Source organism: Tolumonas auensis DSM 9187 (assembly GCF_000023065.1).
GTDB lineage: Bacteria > Pseudomonadota > Gammaproteobacteria > Enterobacterales > Aeromonadaceae > Tolumonas > Tolumonas auensis.
In genome coordinates, this window is the sequence record NC_012691.1 from 1,003,148 (window position 1) to 1,021,427 (window position 18,280).

General features: G+C 47.9%; 21 protein-coding genes and 1 other RNA gene. 7 read left to right on the forward strand and 15 right to left on the reverse strand.

The window, feature by feature from the left end; genetic code table 11:
- Positions 1-30 precede the first annotated feature (30 nt).
- Entirely contained in the window at positions 31-1,107 is a 1,077-nt protein-coding gene (locus TOLA_RS04725; protein ID WP_012729147.1) for an AI-2E family transporter, read from the forward strand.
- A gap of 52 nt (positions 1,108-1,159) precedes the next feature.
- Here the strand turns inward: TOLA_RS04725 and TOLA_RS04730 are convergent, their stop codons facing one another.
- Genes TOLA_RS04730 through TOLA_RS04745 form a run of 4 tightly spaced genes read right to left on the reverse strand, consistent with a single transcriptional unit; the run spans position 1,160 to position 4,862 of the window.
- Positions 1,160-2,002: a tetratricopeptide repeat protein gene (locus TOLA_RS04730; RefSeq protein WP_012729148.1), complete on the reverse strand. Its 843-nt coding sequence runs from the start codon at positions 2,000-2,002 to the stop codon at positions 1,160-1,162.
- On the reverse strand, positions 1,999-2,697 hold the full coding sequence (locus TOLA_RS04735; RefSeq protein ID WP_012729149.1) for a 4'-phosphopantetheinyl transferase family protein: 699 nt from the start codon (positions 2,695-2,697) through the stop codon (positions 1,999-2,001). Before TOLA_RS04735 ends, TOLA_RS04730 begins: the two co-directional genes overlap by 4 nt.
- A 49-nt stretch (positions 2,698-2,746) precedes the next feature.
- A complete protein-coding gene (locus TOLA_RS04740; protein ID WP_012729150.1) occupies positions 2,747-4,627 on the reverse strand; it encodes a DUF3413 domain-containing protein in 1,881 nt (626 codons plus the stop codon).
- 1 nt (position 4,628) lies between these two features.
- The gene (locus TOLA_RS04745) at positions 4,629-4,862 is read right to left on the reverse strand and encodes a DUF1414 domain-containing protein (protein ID WP_012729151.1); all 234 of its coding nucleotides are present in this window, start codon (positions 4,860-4,862) and stop codon (positions 4,629-4,631) included.
- 87 nt (positions 4,863-4,949) lie between these two features.
- Between TOLA_RS04745 and yejK the strand changes: the two genes are divergently transcribed.
- Entirely contained in the window at positions 4,950-5,981 is a 1,032-nt protein-coding gene (yejK, locus tag TOLA_RS04750) for a nucleoid-associated protein YejK (protein ID WP_012729152.1), read from the forward strand.
- Between the two features lie 3 nt (positions 5,982-5,984).
- Here the strand turns inward: yejK and TOLA_RS04755 are convergent, their stop codons facing one another.
- From TOLA_RS04755 to zapA, 3 genes are all read right to left on the reverse strand, one after another.
- Positions 5,985-6,572 (reverse strand): 5-formyltetrahydrofolate cyclo-ligase, encoded by a 588-nt coding sequence (locus tag TOLA_RS04755; protein ID WP_012729153.1) that lies wholly within the window; start codon positions 6,570-6,572, stop codon positions 5,985-5,987.
- 7 nt (positions 6,573-6,579) lie between these two features.
- Positions 6,580-6,762, reverse strand: a non-coding RNA gene (gene ssrS, locus TOLA_RS16450) — 6S RNA.
- 8 nt (positions 6,763-6,770) lie between these two features.
- Positions 6,771-7,097, reverse strand: coding sequence for a cell division protein ZapA (zapA, locus tag TOLA_RS04760; protein ID WP_012729154.1), 327 nt, complete (start codon positions 7,095-7,097; stop codon positions 6,771-6,773).
- 168 nt (positions 7,098-7,265) lie between these two features.
- On the opposite strand from zapA, the gene TOLA_RS04765 reads away from it, so the two are divergent.
- Genes TOLA_RS04765 through TOLA_RS04775 form a run of 3 tightly spaced genes read left to right on the forward strand, consistent with a single transcriptional unit; the run spans position 7,266 to position 10,221 of the window.
- Positions 7,266-7,832, forward strand: a complete 567-nt coding sequence (locus TOLA_RS04765; RefSeq protein ID WP_041609696.1) for a UPF0149 family protein — start codon at positions 7,266-7,268, stop codon at positions 7,830-7,832.
- 11 nt (positions 7,833-7,843) lie between these two features.
- Positions 7,844-9,034 (forward strand): 2-octaprenyl-6-methoxyphenyl hydroxylase, encoded by a 1,191-nt coding sequence (gene ubiH / locus TOLA_RS04770; protein ID WP_012729156.1) that lies wholly within the window; start codon positions 7,844-7,846, stop codon positions 9,032-9,034.
- The gene (locus TOLA_RS04775; RefSeq protein WP_012729157.1) at positions 9,031-10,221 is read left to right on the forward strand and encodes an FAD-dependent 2-octaprenylphenol hydroxylase; all 1,191 of its coding nucleotides are present in this window, start codon (positions 9,031-9,033) and stop codon (positions 10,219-10,221) included. The genes ubiH and TOLA_RS04775 overlap by 4 nt, the downstream gene beginning before the upstream one ends.
- Positions 10,222-10,251: 30 nt before the next feature.
- Here TOLA_RS04775 and TOLA_RS04780 read toward each other — a convergent pair whose 3' ends face one another.
- Together TOLA_RS04780 and TOLA_RS04785 are read right to left on the reverse strand one after the other, a co-directional pair.
- Entirely contained in the window at positions 10,252-11,079 is an 828-nt protein-coding gene (locus TOLA_RS04780; protein ID WP_012729158.1) for a DnaA ATPase domain-containing protein, read from the reverse strand.
- A complete protein-coding gene (locus tag TOLA_RS04785; protein ID WP_012729159.1) occupies positions 11,072-11,749 on the reverse strand; it encodes a DnaT-like ssDNA-binding domain-containing protein in 678 nt (225 codons plus the stop codon). Before TOLA_RS04785 ends, TOLA_RS04780 begins: the two co-directional genes overlap by 8 nt.
- 167 nt (positions 11,750-11,916) lie before the next feature.
- Here TOLA_RS04785 and TOLA_RS04790 point away from each other — a divergent pair, with 167 nt between their 5' ends.
- On the forward strand, positions 11,917-12,921 hold the full coding sequence (locus TOLA_RS04790; protein ID WP_049759136.1) for a response regulator: 1,005 nt from the start codon (positions 11,917-11,919) through the stop codon (positions 12,919-12,921).
- A gap of 13 nt (positions 12,922-12,934) precedes the next feature.
- On the opposite strand, the gene galU is transcribed toward TOLA_RS04790, so the two are convergent.
- Together galU and TOLA_RS04800 are read right to left on the reverse strand one after the other, a co-directional pair.
- Positions 12,935-13,849, reverse strand: coding sequence for a UTP--glucose-1-phosphate uridylyltransferase GalU (gene galU / locus TOLA_RS04795; protein ID WP_012729161.1), 915 nt, complete (start codon positions 13,847-13,849; stop codon positions 12,935-12,937).
- A gap of 90 nt (positions 13,850-13,939) precedes the next feature.
- Positions 13,940-14,332, reverse strand: coding sequence for a ComEA family DNA-binding protein (locus TOLA_RS04800; RefSeq protein WP_012729162.1), 393 nt, complete (start codon positions 14,330-14,332; stop codon positions 13,940-13,942).
- A 157-nt stretch (positions 14,333-14,489) separates the two neighbouring features.
- On the opposite strand from TOLA_RS04800, the gene cysQ reads away from it, so the two are divergent.
- Positions 14,490-15,248, forward strand: a complete 759-nt coding sequence (cysQ, locus tag TOLA_RS04805) for a 3'(2'),5'-bisphosphate nucleotidase CysQ (RefSeq protein WP_012729163.1) — start codon at positions 14,490-14,492, stop codon at positions 15,246-15,248.
- A gap of 48 nt (positions 15,249-15,296) precedes the next feature.
- Here the strand turns inward: cysQ and TOLA_RS04810 are convergent, their stop codons facing one another.
- From TOLA_RS04810 to trpB, 4 genes are all read right to left on the reverse strand, one after another.
- The gene (locus TOLA_RS04810) at positions 15,297-15,593 is read right to left on the reverse strand and encodes a YciI family protein (RefSeq protein ID WP_012729164.1); all 297 of its coding nucleotides are present in this window, start codon (positions 15,591-15,593) and stop codon (positions 15,297-15,299) included.
- A gap of 2 nt (positions 15,594-15,595) precedes the next feature.
- The gene (locus TOLA_RS04815) at positions 15,596-16,144 is read right to left on the reverse strand and encodes a septation protein A (RefSeq protein WP_012729165.1); all 549 of its coding nucleotides are present in this window, start codon (positions 16,142-16,144) and stop codon (positions 15,596-15,598) included.
- A gap of 110 nt (positions 16,145-16,254) precedes the next feature.
- On the reverse strand, positions 16,255-17,061 hold the full coding sequence (gene trpA / locus TOLA_RS04820) for a tryptophan synthase subunit alpha (protein ID WP_012729166.1): 807 nt from the start codon (positions 17,059-17,061) through the stop codon (positions 16,255-16,257).
- Entirely contained in the window at positions 17,058-18,251 is a 1,194-nt protein-coding gene (trpB, locus tag TOLA_RS04825; protein ID WP_012729167.1) for a tryptophan synthase subunit beta, read from the reverse strand. The genes trpA and trpB overlap by 4 nt, the downstream gene beginning before the upstream one ends.
- Positions 18,252-18,280: the final 29 nt, after the last annotated feature.

Below are 18,280 nucleotides of genomic sequence, written 5' to 3' on the forward strand. Positions count from 1 at the left end.
TTGTACGATGAATTCAACGGGATCGGCAGGATGTTAGACGTATTATTAAACTGGTATCGGCGACGCTTTTCAGATCCGAATGCAGTGACATTATTCTGGTTATTAGTCGGTGGCTTTACGGTCATTTATTTTTACGGCGATATTCTGGCCCCGGTGCTGGCAGCGCTGGTCATTGCGTATTTACTGGAATGGTTTGTTCAACGACTGATGCATATTGGTTTGGGCCGGAAAGCGGCTTCTACGCTGGTTGTATTGCTATTTATCGGCCTGATGTTGCTGGTCGGTTTTGGTATTTTGCCAATCGTGTTCCGTCAGGGAATGACGCTGGTGAAAGAAGTACCGACCATGCTGGCTAATGCTACAGAGTATCTGAAAAAATTACCGCAATTGTATCCCGAACTTGTGGATTCTTCGCTGGTGGATAGCTTGTCCAGTGTGATTCAGGATCGATTGCTGACGAATAGCGGTGTTCTGGTTTCATTTTCTTTCGCTTCACTGATGAACCTTGCGGTGGTGCTGGTTTATATGGTTCTGGTGCCATTGCTGATTTTCTTTATGCTGAAGGATAAAGACAGCTTGCTGGTGATGACGAAACGTTTTCTGCCGTATAACCGCGAGTTAGTCATCAGAGTCTGGTTGGAAATGAATGAGCAGATCGCCAACTATATCCGGGGTAAGGTGATTCATATCCTGGTTGTTAGTGCAGTTAACTATGCTGTATTTGCTTTAATGGGAATTAACTACGCGCTGTTATTAGGGATATCGGTTGGCGTCTCGGTGTTAATACCCTATATCGGTGCTGTTGCTGTAACCATTCCTGTCATCGTTGTGGCATTGTTTCAGTGGGGTGTCTCGCCAGAGTTCGCATATTTGATGCTGGCTTACACTATTGTGCAAACGCTGGACGCGAATATTCTGACTCCACTACTTTTTTCTGAAGCGATGAATCTGCATCCCATCGCTATCATTCTGGCTGTATTGATATTCGGCGGTTTCTGGGGATTCTGGGGCGTGTTCTTTGCTATTCCACTGGCCACTTTGGTTAAGGCTGTGGTCAATTCCTGGCCGGGTAGCTCCCGTACTGACGTGCCGATAGGAACGTATTAATCAAAAAAAGGGCCAGTTTACAACGCTGGCCCTTTTCTTATGGACTGATAAATCAGTAAAGCAGGGTATAGAGTTTTTTCCGGTATTTAGATACCAGTGGATCGCTGCCCATAGTAGCCAGAATATCCTGATAGGTTTTTCTGGCTTCACCGAAGCTCAGATCTTTACTCAGAATAGCGAACAGCATCTCCAGCGCTTCCTGTTTACGACCCGCCTGGCTGTATTGAATAGCCAGCTCTTGCTGTAATTGTTTATTTTCCGGCTCTGCAGCCAGCAGGCTTTCCAGAGCACGGATTTCAGGACTGTCGGATGCTTGCTGAGCCAGATCCAGTGCAGATTTTACCTGCTGGTAAGCCGAATCCTGATAGACATTAGGAATAGCATTGAGTAATTCTTGCGCATCTTCCAGGCGAGCTGATTTTACACAGGCATCAGCCAGTGCAACCTGGATCTCATAACGTTGAGGTGCTATCTGATGTGCTTTCTGTAATACCGCATAAGCTGCACCGGCATCACCGTTTTGCAGCAGTTGCTGACCTTCAGCAAACAGAGTCTCATCTTCTGTTGGCAAATATTTTATCAGCAGGTTTTCGACAGCAGCCGGCTCTTGTGGCCCCATTAATGCGTCCGCTGGCTGGCCATTTTTGAAAATCACCACAGCAGGCAGAGCCTGCAGACCAAGCTGAACAGCCAGTGATTGTAACTGGGGATCAGCCACATCCACTTTCGCCAGCGTGATTGCTGGATTTGCTGGCCCGATCAATTGCTCCAGTTGTTGTCCCATAGGCCGGCATTCCGGTAATTGATCGGCATAAAAGAAGACTGCTATGGTTTTTTGCCGGGATGCTTCGAGTAACTCGGTATGAAAATTTTGTGGTGTGATGGTGACAATCATAATGAATTCGGCTTCAGACAAAGGTGAGATATATATGGTGGCATCAGGGGCTGAATTTCAAGCTGCTCATTCAGAATATAGTATGCCACCGGGGTTTTAATGACATTTTGTGTGCTGATTGCGCAATGTAATTGAGGTATCGGATTGCTGTATTCGGAGTAATAAATTTGCTGATCCAGTGAGTGCAGCGCTGACAGCAAGTCAAGTTTATGTAAACCGGCATTTAAGCCCGCCCCATGTGCTTTCAGAATTGCCTCTTTTTGTGTCCAGAAACGGAAAAAAGCAGCGCGGAGATCCTCTTCCGGTAATGCACCCAGATATCGGAATTCTTCTTTAGTGAAGAATCTTCCGGCAACAGCCAGCCATGCTCTTTGCCGGGTATTTTCACTGAATTCAATATCAATCCCGACTGGTGACTTGGCGATGGCGATAGCAAGCCAGTGCTGATTGTGACTGAGGTTAAATTGCAAGTTGTTGCCAACCAGCTGGGGTTTCCCATGCGGCAGAGCAGCAAATGTCACTTTTTCAGGCAATTGACCGGTTAAGTGACCGAGAACAGTACGTAACAGCCCCCGGCTTTGCAGATAGAAATGTGCGTGTTCAGGACGAGAAATAGCATGAAGCCGGGCTGATTCGGCCTCTGACAGCCAGCTTGCCGGAAAAGTCATATCCGGCATATTCATATTGCAGAGCATTACAGCGCTCCCGGATAACGAATGCCAGCTATCCGGGAACCGTAACGGACTATGGGGCATCTTTAAACCGGGTCAGCTCATTCATGACCTGCAGTAGTACCGCCATGTTAGGACGGGAATCATCCAGCAGCTGGTAGTTTTTCCTGGTATAGATACTGAAGTCGCCCTGACGATTGAATTCGGTGATGGTGCCAGGCTCGTAGATCACATAATGCTGCCGGTTACCGAGCAGTAACCAGTCATGTAACTGATTGCTGAACAGATTTCTGCCGCTACTGTATGACTTATCTTCATTTTCAACACCCAGAACATCGTGCAGCAGGGTAGGCGCAAGATCATAATGCGTGCTCATTTTATCCCAGCGATGAGCCATTTTTCCCGGCCAGCTGACGATGAATGGTACATTCATCTGATAGGTAGAATAATTGCTGCCAGAGCCCCAGCTATTGGTGTTGGTTTCGTTGAACTCCAGACCCCGATCTGCAGTGACAATCACGACCGTTTTTTCTGACAACTGGCGTTCCTGTAAGGCATTCATTACCAGCTGTAACTGTTCATCGCTGTAACGGACAGCATTTTTATAGCGGTTAATAAATTTGTCGTGATTTTCCGGGGTAAAGGCTGCAAATGGATTGCCATCCAGTAATTCCGGCTGGAATGGTCCCTGATAATCTGCAGGCACAGCCAGTGTGGAAGGTACCGTTATATTCAGATAGCTGAACCATGGCCGCTCACTCGTCTGGCGTACCAGCCAGTTTTGCCAGCCAGCCAACGTCTGCTGATCGCTGTGTGGCGAGAGTTCCCTTTTGCGGCGGCTGATTTGTCTGACACCATGGAAGATACCTTTTCTATAGATATCCTGATTCAGACCATAGCTGGAGAATGCGCTTAACACATAATCCTGTCGCTGTAATTCATCAATCAGCAGTGGTGACACGCCTTCAGCATCAAAGTTACTGCGATAGGCTTCCGGCAAACCATAGAAGAGACTGAACAGACTACCGGCATGATCGTTATCACCGGCAATATGCTGCGTGAATTGCTGGTTCTTTACGGCAAAGTCACTCAGAAAAGGCATGACCGCCGGTTGTAACATATCGGCCCGTAAACCACTGACAACGACCAGCAAAATATTGAGTTTTTCTTCGGACTCGGTTACCTGTAATGGCTGCAGTGGATAATGAAGGCGTTGCTTAGTGTGCTCCAGTTCGGCAACCTGAGCTGCTTTCGAACGATATTGTTCCATATCCAGCCAGCCATGTTTCGACAGGAACGACCGGGCTGTCATTGGATATGAGAGCGGGAAATTGGACCGCTGAGAAATAATCGGTTCATAGAGTTTGGCATCAGCGATGATATATGTCAGATGCGTCAGTAAGAAGCAGCTGACCAGAATGCTGCTGATTGCATTTCCCCAAACGCCTTTCCGTCGGCGTAACTGCATTTTCCAGGTGTAATTGGAAATGATCAGTTCCAGCAGAAATAAAACAGGGATAACGATAAACAGAAAATTCCAGTTCAGTTCAGACTTGGATTGCGCTTCTTTGAGCAATAAGTCCCAGACTGTCGGATTAATATGAAACTTAAAAACGTGATAAATCTGTGTATCGATGAGTAATACTGAAAGAACAAGAACTGCGATCACAACCGAGCAATTTCGCATCAGCTTCTGATTCGGGATCAGGAAGCTGAGTGGGAATAATGTCAGCAGATAAGTGATAAATCCCACAAAAGAGAAATGGCCTAACCAGCTTAAAATCAGATAACCGATGCCTAACTGGGTCTCAGGCCATGGATTAGCCAGAATGTAACGACTGGAAATAACCAGAGCTAACAGGATGTTAAAAAAGGTGAACCAGTGTCCCCAGCTGATAAGGCGCGAGATCTGGTCTCGTTGGAAAGCTCCGGGTTGTGGTCGCAGGATAGCCATGTTACTGAATTACCTTTTTGGTAACCGTAATAGATTGTTGCAGAGCCTGTGCAAATGAGCTTGCCACATCAGCACGTAATGCTTCCGGGACCTGCTTGTTGATGATATGAGTGGCCAGATTACCCAAAGCCAGCAAGCCGAGATCAACGGAAGCATTATGCGCCTGCAGAACGCCCTGAAGCTCCTGCATTAAAGATTCAATTTGTTCGGTGCTGTATTTAGAAAGGATCGGCATGAAATATGTCTCGTCTTGCGGTTGTCAGGTGATGATCGCTATATAATACGACACCTTGCACTTTTTCACTACGATACTACCACTGCTATGAGCCTGATTATTGAACATCTAATTATTCATTCGCTGCGTCAGGACGATAATGGCGTTCTGAAAGCCGATACCCGTTCTCAGGAACTTCAGCCGACTGCCGACGTTCAGGAATGGGTGGAGCAACTGCATCGCATCTACCAGCAAAAGGGAAATAAATCCTATGCTTGTTTTCTGGCGGATACGGAGCAGCCGGAAAATCCTTCACCTTTTCCTCAATTGTTTCAGCAATATTTAGACAAGAATTTATCTTTTGTCGATTTCACGCATCAGTCAACAACGGTCTTGCTGGCGCAATTGAATCATTATCAATATCCCGACGAAGGTGTACTGATTTTCTGTAAATATCAGTTTGTTGGTGTTGATTATATTCTGTTGGGATTACTGGATTGTGAAACCAGTGTGACATTAACCGAGCAACTGGAACTATCGCAGATCAAATATATCGATCTCAGTAAGATGCAATTGGTTGCTCGTGTTGATATTACTGAATATCAGACCAATACCGATTCCCGTCGTTATATATCGTTTATTAAAGGGCGGATTGGCCGTAAGGTTTCTGATTTCTTTATGGATTTTCTGGGGGCGGCAGAAGGCATAGATGTCAAACTGCAGAACCAGTTACTGATCCAGGCAGTGAATGAGTACTGTCAGCAAGTACCGATGCCGGCAGACGAGAAGGCTGCAACCAAGAAAAAAGTAGCGGATTACTATAAAGAACAAAGCGAAGAAGGTGCTGATATCGCGGTGAAATCAGTAGCTGAATATTTGCCGAAACAGAGTGATGGCGGGGATTTCTACGCTTTTATCAGTGAAGAATATGATCTGGATGAAGAGTTTCCGGTCGCCACAACAGCTCTGCGTAAACTGACCAAGTTTGTTGGTTCCGGCGGCGGATTGAATATCAGCTTTGATGAAAAGTTACTGGGCGAACGTATTGCGTATGATGCGCAGAGCGACACCTTAACCATCAAAGGGACACCGCCCAATCTGAAAGATCAATTACTGCGTATGCTGAAAGCCCGGCAGTAATTGTTATGACCACTGCCAGCTGCGTGATGGTGTAATTAAAGCTGGTAGTGGTATGTCCCAGATTTCGGTGGGGATCATCTCAACTTGCTGACAATCATGCGCCAGCCCGACCGGAAAAGGGCGGCCAGTTTGTTGCCAGTTTTCCAGTGTCCGATCATAAAATCCGCCACCCATGCCTAACCGGTTCCCTTCCGCATCAAAAGCGACCAGAGGTGTAAAAATAATATCTATTTCATGTTTGGGCACGATATGGCTGGAGTTCATTTCCGGTTCCGGGATCCGGAAACGGTTCAGCAACATAGGGGTATCAGGCGTGTAGGATAAAAACAGCAGATGTCCCTCATGAAAGGGATGTAATACTGGTAAGCAGACTTTGATTTCATTTTGCCAGCACCACTCGATAAGTGGTTGAGTGTCCAGTTCACCATCACACGCGAGATAAAGAGAAATACAGCGGGCCTGGTGTTTTTGCAAAAACGGGACAACGTGCGTCACTAATTGTCTTGCCGCATGCTGTTGCGCCTGAGAACTCAGTTCACGGCGGCGGGTTCGTATTGTTGTTCGGAGAAAATCTCGGTCGATGAGCGTCATAAAGAAGTGAGGTCCCGGGGTGCCGTTGCAGGCTTCGGTCCTTGAACCCGAGAGTTCAAGGCGGAAATCTGACTGCCAATCTCAGGCTTCCCGGTCGGGCCGGGCATGCACACTGACTAGCGAGCGACTTCCTTGCAAAAAAATTATCGGCTCAGGGACATAAGCCCACTGACGAACACCCCAGGAAATATTTTTCGTTTAGTTACAATCATCTGCCGACAACTTACTCTGTTCTTTCAGTGCTTCCTGAATAACATCGTTAAGCTGTCTGATGCGTTGTTCCATGCTTTCAGAATATTGTTGAATGCGATTTTTTTCAAGTAATAATTCGTGACTCAGGTTCAAAGCTACCATAATAGCCAGCTGCTCATTACTGCTGCCACGCGCCCGGATACGCAAGTCTCCTAACGCATCGTCCAGTTTTTGTGCTGCCTGTCGTAGCAACTGATATTGGTCTGGCTGACAAGAGACCCGGTACGCGCGTCCCAGCACATTAATTTCTACGGATTCCAAAGACTCTGTCATGTTGATAATTCGTTCTATACCAGTTTATGGCAGTAAATAGGGGCGACTATATAACTGCGATCTGCAAGTTGCAAGCGTTCTCACTGGTGACAGTCGGCTGTGAATGTTAGGATCAGCCATCTGGTGGTGGTTTCTGTTGATCGCCGCACTATCTCAATGGTTTATCGTATGAATAATAATGTTTTTCAGGAATATGTGCAGGCTGAACAGCTGCTGGAACAGAATGAAGTGATGGCGTCCCCGGCGGAGCTGCACGGGATCATTTGCGGTCTGCTTTGTGGCGGTGTGCAGTCGACGGGTAAGCAATGGCTTACTGAGTTTAACTCACTGGTAAACGATGGGATGCCGATGCCTGCTGCAGTCCGGAGCTGGCTGGAACAACTGTTTTTACTGACTCAGGCTGCACTCTCTCAGCAATCGGGGCTGCAGTTGTTATTGCCGGATGAAGATGGCCCACTGGATGAACGTTTGCAGGCGGTCAGTGAATGGGTTCAGGCGTTTCTGGCCGGTTTTGCGGTCATGCAGCAGGATCTCGATCGCGCTTCGGAAGAACTGCAGGAAATGATTGGTGATTTCAGCAATATCACACAGCTGGATGATGAATTTGAAGAAGATGAAGATAATGAAGCTTCATACTTTGTGCTTTATGAGCATGTGAAATTAGGCGCTATGCTGGCATTTGAAGAGTTTGGTCAGTTTCTTCCTCAGGCTGAAAAGCGTCCGACGCTGCACTGATTGAACTTATCATGACGATCCGGATCGCAGATTATGATGTTGTAATTGCTGGTGGGGGCATGACGGGTGCCACGCTGGCTATTGCATTGGCACAACTTAAACCATCCGGAAAAGCATGGCGGATTGCCCTGATTGAGGCAAAAATACCGCAACAGCAAGCTCACCCGGGGTTTGATGGTCGTGCTATTGCATTATCTGCCGGCAGTGTGGCCGCATTACAGCAGTTGTCGTTGTGGCCTGCATGGAGACATGCGGCACATGCGATACGTCATATTCATGTTTCGGAAAAGGGTCATGCTGGTCGTGTCACTATGGACGCGGATGAATTTCAGCTGCCGGCTCTCGGGTATGTTCTGGAATTGTCTGTGGCAGGGGCGAAGTTGTGTCAGCAACTGACGACTCTTCCCAACATCACGCATTATTGCCCATCAAGTCTGGTTTCCTTTGTTCAGTCAGCTGATTTGGTTACATTGACGCTCTCTTCAGGAGAACAGATTTCTACCCGTTTACTGGTTGGGGCGGATGGCGCGCAGTCGGTAATTCAGCAGCAGCTGAATTTACCTGTACAACAGCACGATTTTTCCCAAAGTGCAGTCATTACCTCATTACAGGTTGATGGACCGGTGCACAGTCGTGCATGGGAGCGCTTTACGGCGCATGGTCCGCTGGCCTTATTACCTCTTGGCGATCAGACTTATTCAGTGGTCTGGTGTCAGTCACCAGAGCAGGCCGCAGAGACTATGCAGCTTACGGATTCAGATTTTACCGCGAAGTTGCAGCAGACCTTTGGCTTTCGCGCCGGTCGTTTTATGAAAAACGGGGCGCGGGCAGTATATCCGCTGGCACTGCGTTATCTGACTCAATCAACGCACCACCGTGTCGTCTTGCTGGGGAATGCTGCGCATCAGCTGCATCCGGTTGCCGGACAAGGATTTAACCTGGCGATGCGTGACGTCATGGCGTTACGGGATTCTCTGCAAGATGCATCTGATCCGGGGGCGTATGCTGTATTGCGGAACTACCGGCAACGGCGTGAAGGTGATCAGCAACGTACAGTCTGGCTGACTTCATCATTAGCATCTTTGTTTGTAGAGCCAGCTTTTCCTCTGGTGATAGCCCGCCAGACAGGACTGATGCTGATGAATCATATTCCTTGTTTAAAAAATGGTCTGGTGCAACAGGCTTTGGGGCATAAATCATGAAGATGCTGGATCTGGTTATTGTTGGTGGCGGAATGGTGGGTCTGGCGTTAGCGTCTGCTTTGCGTGACAGCGGATTGCGTATCGCCGTGGTGGATAAAAAGTTGCCCGATGACATAACTGCTGAACCGGCAACCAGAGTCAGCGCGCTGAATATTGCCAGTGAACGCTTTCTCAGTCGCATCGGTGCCTGGCCGCTATTAAGTCGTAAACAATATTTTTCTGGAATGGCCGTCTGGGAAAAGGATAGTTTTGCTCATTTTGAGGTGGATGCCGGTCAACTACAGCAACCCCATCTTGGCCATATTGTTGAAAATAATCTGTTGCAACATGCGTTGTTAACTACCTTACAGGATTCACCGGTCGAATTGCTCTTATCTGCTCAGATACAGTCCGTATCAGAAAATGAACAGGGCGTCGTTTTATTACTGGATAATCAGCAGATGTTGTTTACCCGCTTGCTGATTGCCGCTGACGGCGCTAATTCCCTGTTACGGCAGCAATTCCGGATCCCGTTAGCCAGCTGGGATTATCAGCAATCAGCACTGGTAGCTACCGTCCGTACAGCTGAACCGCATTTGAATGTTGCCAGACAGGTGTTTACCCCACAGGGACCTTTGGCTTTTTTACCATTATGGCAGGATAACCTTTGCTCGATAGTCTGGTCATTACCTGCGCTACAGGCTGAGGACCTGGCCTCCTGTCCGGAAGCTGAGTTCAATCACCGTCTGGCCGCGACATTTGATGTCAGGCTGGGTCTCTGTGAGTTAATGAGTAAGCGAGTGCTGTGTCCGTTGACGGCGCGGTATGCTCGCCAGCTGGTGCAATCACGTCTGATTCTGCTGGGGGATGCGGCACATACTATTCACCCTTTGGCAGGACAGGGCGCGAACCTGGGACTCATGGATGCAGCGGCACTGGCGGATACGCTGATGCAAACAATAACAAATGGTATTCCGCTGGATGATACCAAGACGCTGCGTCGCTACGAGCGTTGGCGTAAAGCGGAAGCGGTGCAGTGGCTGGCAACCATGGAAGGGTTTAAGCAATTGTTCAGCGGTGAACATCCGTTGAAGAAATTGGTCCGGGGCACGGGCATGCGTCTTGCGGCACACAGTATGCCGCTGATAAAACCGCTCCTTGGTCAGGCACTCGGCGCTGACGGGGAATTGCCGGTATCAGCGCGATAATCAGTTAGCCGGTAGCCGGAAAAGGCGGCATCAGCCGCCATAGTTGCCGATACGGGGCCGGCGACTAGGTCCGGTAAGATGGATATCGACCGGATTGAACGCTTTAATCGCCTCAAAGCAGAAGTCGCCTACCGCTTGATGCAGTGATGCCGGATTGTGATTGGTTATCAGGATCACGCTCTTTGATAAATTCCGCCGACGACGCAGCAGATGTCCGAGGAAACTACTCTGACTTTCTACCATGCGGGTTTTATTGGCCCCGATCTCGTCGATGATCAACAGATCGACTTCTTCCAGGGCGCGGCGATAGCGATTACGTTCCTCTTGATCTTCAATGACGGCAAAAAACAGCCGGTCGATAATTGAGGCCCATTGCTGAAAAATGACAGACTTCTGTCGCTGATTGATAAGTTCATGGGCAATCGCGCCAGCCAGGGTCGATTTACCGCTGCCATAATCACCGTAGATCAGAATACAGCTGCCACCATGCTGTTCCCAATGTTCAAAACCACTGATAAATGAATGCGCGGTTTGGATAGCATGTTCCAGTATCGGATCGGAATGATCCATGCGCTCAAACAGCCAGTCCGGATTGAGATCAGCCTGAGCAATCAATTTCTGGACCCGCTGTAAGCGTGTATCCTGCTGTAATTTTTGAATATCCGCATTCGCCTGCTTTTCATATTCAGAGCGTAATTGCTGATAGTCATATTCCGGAACCGGAATGTGGGTTCGTCTGATCCGCTGCAGGCGGTTCAGCAGTGCAGCGACCTGGTGTTTGGTTTGCTCATCAGTACTTTCAGGGGCTACCGGGCCATCGTCCTGATTATCAGCAAACGGATCAATGTGCTCACTCATGGTTTTCCCCTTGTTTCAATTGCTGTGCATGAGCAATCATTTCTAATGCTCGCTGGCTTGGTTCGGTACTGATATTTTGTGCTGCAGTTGCCACAGTCGTTTGCTGATAACCGATGTTTTCTGTTTGCCGGCGCTGATAGCGGCGACTCTTCAGCATTTTAACAAATTTCATCATCCATTGATGCTGAGTGGAAAAACGTTCCGGTCTGCCGAGCCAGTAGGCGATAAACTCTCCCCGCTCTTCTTCATCGTAGTGCGGATCTATCAAACCACAGAGCTGACATAATCCGGTAAACTGGTTATCGGGTTGCCATTCGGTATGCATGGCAAAGGCTTGCTGTGCCAGCGGAGCTACCTGTGATATCAGTAATGGCAACGTAACATATTGCTGATGATAATGATCGGACGATGCGGTTGCTGCCTGCAACTGGATCAAGCCCGCTTGTATCAGTTCATCAAATAATTGCGTGAGTTGTCGTGCGGTTACCTGATAGCTGAAACCACCGGGTACCTGAGGATCTTCTACTGCCAGAGCTCGCCCAAGCTCAGGATAATTGATTGGTACGGGCTGATGCTGTACCGCCAACCGCCGTAAATGCAGGCAATACAGCGTTCTGGCCGGATGACTGAGACGAGGCTGATTCAGCAATAAAAATTCTTGTGGCGACATCGTCATTGTTCCTGAGGTATTAGCTCATTATCTCTGATTACGGTTCCCGCAACCACAGAATCTGTGATTCCTGTAAAAATTTAAAATTAAGTCAACTTTCACTCACCACTGATGTTGTCTACGCTAATAATACATTCAGGACCAGAGATCTTGTCATGCGGCATAGCATGAGTCAGCGAAAAATATTAATTATCGAAGATGAAGCGGTGTTTCGCATGACGCTTGGTGCATACCTGCGCAGTAAAAACTTTCTGGTACTGGAAACCAGAAGCGGGGTAGAAGGTTTAGCGGGTGTTGCTATGTTTCAGCCTGATGTCGTGTTGTGCGATTTACATATGCCAGGCATGCCAGGGCATCAGGTTATCAACTGTATTCACCGGCGTTATCCTTATATCCCCGTCATTGTAATCTCCGGTATGGTTAAATTTGATGACATAACCCGGGCATTGCGTGAAGGTGCCTGTGATTATTTGCCAAAACCGATCACCGACTGGAATGTAGTGACAGAAGCAATTCAGGAATGTTCGCTGGATAACGGGCCGACAAGTCACTATAAGGAATTACAGCAGCACAGATACTTACTGCGTAAGGATGATTACACCGCAACAAAACTGATGCAAATTATGCAAAAGCCATCGCCAATGCAGCTGGGGCAGTGGCAGATAGATTTTTCATCTACGACACCGCTGTTATATGTGGATTTTTATCCGGTTGAAAATGCACTGATGGTGGTGATTGTTGAGCTGTATGCCGGGATGCTGGATGTGGCATTTGTTGCGGCAATGATTAAGTTTTTATTGGACCCGCTATACCGGGAATATAAGCAGAATGAAAATCAACTCTTTGATTCACCACGTCGCGTTTTGGGATATCTGAACAGTCATATCTGTCAGTCAGGCATCCTCTGTAACATCAATTGTTCAGCGTTACTGCTCTCTGATAAAACCGAAATGGTTCATTTTGCCAACGCCGGATTAAGTTCGCCTCACTGGTTAAAGAAAGCGGCTAATCTTTCGCTTGGTTTACTGCCGGAAGTGGCATATCAAAATTTTAATAAAGAGATCAGTTATCCGTTTGAAATGACAATTCAAAGCGAGATAGACCACGAGCTGGTGCTGAAAATATCAAAAATGCAGCATACGAAAGGGGCCACATCAGTTGTGGCCCCTTAGAATGCGTTATTAATTAATCGAGAGTTTTGATTAATTCTTTCAGATAGGCTTTGAAATCATTTTTCAGTGACTTATGACGCAGAGCATATTCTACATTCGCTTTCATGTAGCCCAGTTTGCTACCGCAATCATGGCTCTTGCCTTTCATCATGTATGCATTAACCGGCTGTTTTTCCATCAGCATGGCGATAGCATCGGTCAGCTGAATTTCATCACCAGCACCCAGCGGAGTTTTTTCCAGTAACGGCCAGATATCAGCAGACAGGACGTAACGACCTACTACTGCCAAGTTAGAAGGCGCTTTATCAACCGCTGGTTTTTCGACGATTTGGCTGATTGGCAGTGAAATGCCGGGAGTCAGTGTTTCGCCATTCACGTCAGCGATACCATACTGATCAACGGTTTCTTTGGCTACCGGCTCAACCATGATCTGGCTGACGCCTGTTTCACCAAATTGCTTAACCATATCAGCCAGGTTGTCAGTTTTCAGATCACAGGATGCATCATCAATCAGAACGTCTGGCAGCAATACAACAAACGGATTATCACCAACCAATGGATGAGCACACAAAATTGCATGGCCCAAGCCTTTGGCTTCACCCTGACGAATGTGCATGATGGTGACATCTTTTGGACAGATGTTCTGAATTTCAGCCAGCAACTGACGCTTAACGCGTTTTTCCAGTGTCGCTTCTAATTCAAAACTTTTATCAAAATGGTTTTCGATAGAGTTTTTACTGGAGTGAGTTACCAGCACGATCTCTTTAATGCCGGCAGCAATCGCTTCACGAACAACATATTCAATCAGTGGACGGTCAACCACAGGCAGCATTTCTTTTGGAATGGCTTTGGTTGCCGGCAACATACGGGTACCCAGACCCGCCACAGGTAATATCGCTTTACGAACTGCAAATTGGGTGGTGCTCATTGTTAGTCCTTGTAATATACAAACAAGCTGGCGCTATCATAACCGACTTCCTATCCTTTGGCAGATCAATTTTCAATGGTAATAGTCAGGTTATTCGGGCGTTAGCAAAGGACTTCTGTTCAGGGGGATTGCCATTGCTGATGAAGGATCAGTTTGCTGGTGGTTACTGCTGACGGTTAAGCGCACCAGATTAATGCTGAGTAATTTGGGACCAATACCTTTGACTTCATCAAGCTCTTCAATGCGTTGAAATCCGTTATGTTGTTCCCGGTAAGTTATGATCGCCTGCGCTTTTTTCTTACCGACGCCTTTCAGGGTCATTAATTGTTCTGCGGTAGCCGTATTCAGATCGATGGGTGTTTGTTCGCTGGCTACTACCGCGCTGTCACTGAATTCTGTGATTTGATTTTCAACAGCCAGTGCCATATTGGCGATAAAAGGTAAGCCTGAGAGCAACAAAGCAAAAACTGCTTTTTTGGTCATATTTAATCTCCTGAAGTGATGATCTCATCATCAAACAGAAGTAGGGCAGTGCATACTGCCAGTTATGGCAGCATTGGCTATAAGTCAGTACGCATTGATCTAAATCTGACGGATATCATCAGGTAAACTGTCTGTAAATCATTTGAGGAATGAGAATATGTTGAATGATGAATTAATTGCTGCGGTATTACAGATAGCAAGAGACGCCGGGCAATCTATTTTATCTGTGTATGATGAGCCGGTTGAACTCACGGTGAAAGCTGACGAGTCGCCATTAACGCAAGCCGATAAAGCATCACATCAGCTGATTGAACAAAAACTCCGGGAGCTGACGCCGGAGTGGCAGGTGGTCTCCGAAGAATCAGATGACACAGTCAAAGCCAAACGCACAGTATTGCCAATCTATTGGCTGGTGGATCCGCTGGATGGCACCAAAGAGTTCATAAAACGTAATGGTGAATTTACCGTTAATATTGCACTGATTGTGGATGGTGCTGCTGTGTTTGGTGTCGTTGGCGTGCCGGTACAGAATAAACTGTATTGGGGCGGTAAAGGCTATGGTTGTTGGCTTCAGGATGAAACAGGGAGCCGCGCCTTACATGTGACAACCAAACCGGAACAAGCGATGTTGCGTGTTGTTGGCAGCCGTTCACATGTAAATGCTGAAACTGCAGAATATCTGCAAAAACTGGGTGAGCATGAATTGGTTTCTGTCGGCAGTTCACTGAAGTTTTGTCTGCTGGCGGAAGGCAAGGCCGATCTTTATCCACGTTTAGGCCCGACATGCGAGTGGGATACCGCTGCTGCGCAGGCTGTTCTGGAAGGGGCTGGCGGCAAAGTTGAAACGCTGGAAGGGCAACCATTACGCTATAGTAAACCGGATATCTTAAATCCGTGGTTTGTTGCGTCGATTTAAAAAGAAAGGAGCCTGAGAAGGCTCCTTCCGATATGTTTGAACAATATATCAGATAGTCTGTTTGTATGGCTTCACGGTGACTTTTGCATAGACGCCTGCGGCAACAAAAGGATCGGCATCAGCCCATACCTTGGCTTCAGCCAGTGATGCAAAATCAACAATCATAATACTGCCGGTGAATCCGGCTTCGCCCGGATCATCTGCATCGATTGCCGGGTTCGGGCCGGCAGTCAGTATCCGACCTTCGGCCTGCAATGCCTGCAAACGAGCCAGGTGTGCAGGACGATGTGCCTTGCGCAGAGGCAGGCTATTTTCAATATCTTCTGCGATGATCACATACCACATAACTATTCCTTATCCTGTTGGTTATTTGTGGGCAGGTAACGGTAAATATAAATGCCAGTCAGTAATGTGCTTACCAGCATCAGACCCAATACACCGAATACCTTGAAATCGACCCAGATCTCTGTTGGCAGATAGAACGCTATATATACGTTTAATGCACCGACCATCCAGAAAAAGAGACCCCAGGAAAAGTTAATCCGGTTCCAGACTGCATCCGGCAAAGACATTTCCTTTCCTAACATTTTTTTTATCAGGGGTTTCCGGAACAGGAACTGACTGATCCATAAAGCAGACCCGAAAGCAGCATATAGCACGGTCACTTTCCATTTGATGAAGGCTTCGTTATGGAAGAACAGTGTCATAGCACCAAAACCCAGCACTAACACTAGAGTGATCCAGTGGCTGCGTTCCAGTTTTTTATACATAACCCAGACCACGATCATTTGCAGCAATGTGGTTGCCATCAAGGCACCGGTAGCCGCATAAATATCGTGTAGTTTATATACTGTAAAGAAAATGATGAGAGGGATGAAATCGAGCAGCTGTTTCATGTTTTGTCTCGTTGTTAACAAACGGTGACAGTTTAACCAGTGTACAGGCGAATGGAAAGGAAAACCGCTGGGGAAAACTCCCCCGTATTAAGGGGGAGTTAAAGGTTATATCAGCGCAGTGTGGCTGCTTTCATCTTCTTCACGAACTGCGTCAGTTTGTCCAGCATCACTGCGGGTTCATTCAGATTATGTTCGATGATTTTAACTACAGCAGAACCAGAGATTGCACCTGCGGCACCGGCAGTAATAGCGGCTTTTACCTGTTCAGGTTCACTGATACCAAAGCCCAGCAGCGCTGGTGGTGCACCAAACTCTTTCAGTGCGGTTAACAGATGATCCACAGGCATCTGAGCCCGGGTTTCTGCACCGGTAACACCGGCACGACTCAGCAGATAGGTGTAACCGGAGCTTAGTCGGGCGACGGTTTTCAGCGTTTCATCATCCGCATTTGGTGGCGCAATATAAATGCTCTCAATACCGAATTGATCTGCTGCTGCCTTGAATGGCACAGACATTTCTACCGGTACATCAGCAATCAGGACTGAATCCACACCTGCTGCCTTGGCTTTCTTAAAGAAATCCTCAGGTGTATGGGTATAGACCAGATTGGCATACAGCAATAAGCCGATTGGCAAATCAGGGTATTTAGCGCGGATCCGGGACAGAATATCAAAGCAGATCGCGGTTGTTGTATGTGAATTCAGGGCGCGCGTTGCCGCATCCTGAATCGTCGGGCCATCGGCAACCGGATCAGAGAATGGGATCCCCAGCTCCAGTGCGTCAGCGCCGCCGGCAATCAGTGCTTCGATGATCTGCTCAGACTGCGCAGGGTTCGGATCGCCAATCGTGATAAATGGGACAAAAGCTCCCTGATTAGCCGCATTCAGGTGTTCAAACAGTGCGGTATAACGGCTCATGACAGTGCTCCTTCACCTTCCAGCGCGTTGGCTACAGTAAATATGTCTTTATCTCCGCGACCGGATAAGTTCACGATCAGGATCTGTTCTTTTTCCGGCTCAGAACGAGCCATCTTCAGAGCGTGAGCCAGTGCATGAGAGGATTCCAGTGCCGGGATGATACCTTCACGGAGGGAAAGCTCCTGGAACGCATCCAGCGCTTCCTGATCGGTTACTGAGGGATATTGCGCGCGGCCGATGGATGACAGGTAGGCATGTTGCGGGCCGACAGAAGGGAAGTCGAGACCGGCAGAGATTGAGTGTGACTCTTCAACCTGGCCGTCTTCATTCTGCATCAGGAAAGAAACCATGCCCAGATAGATACCTTTACGGGCATGACCAATTGGTGCGCCGTGTTTTCCGGTTTCAATACCGTGGCCTGCCGGTTCAACGCCGATCAGACGAACACCTTCTTCTTCGATGAAAGTTGCGAACATGCCAATTGCATTTGAACCGCCACCGACACAGGCTACGACCGCATCCGGCAGACGGCCTTCTGCTTTCAGAATTTGTTCTTTGGCTTCTTCGCCGATCATCCGCTGGAATTCACGCACGATAGTCGGGAAAGGATGCGGACCGGCAGCGGTACCCAGAATGTAGTGGGTATCTTTGTAGTTAGCAGTCCAGTCACGCATTGCTTCATTACAGGCATCCTTCAGGGTGGAAGAACCTGCATGCACAGGAATAACTTCGGCACCCATCAGACGCATACGGAAGACGTTTGGTTTCTGGCGTTCACAGTCCACTGCACCCATGTAGATCCGGCAAGGCAGATCCAGCAGTGCGCATGCCAGCGCCGTAGCAACACCATGCTGACCCGCACCGGTTTCGGCGATGATGCGGGTTTTGCCCATACGTTTTGCCAGCAACGCCTGACCTAATACCTGGTTGGTTTTGTGAGCACCACCGTGCAGCAGATCTTCACGCTTTAGATAGATTTTGGTCTTGGTGCCTTTGGTCAGGTTACGGCACAGCGTCAACGGGGTCGGGCGGCCTGCATATTCTGTCAGCAGATGCTGAAATTCAGCCTGAAACTCCGGGTCATCCTTGGCATCAACAAACGCTTTTTCCAGCTCCAGCAGCACTGGCATCAGGATCTGAGGGGAGTACATCCCGCCAAATTCACCAAAAAATGGATCAAGTAAAGTCATTGTAATTCCTTTTTACGTAATTTCGGTAA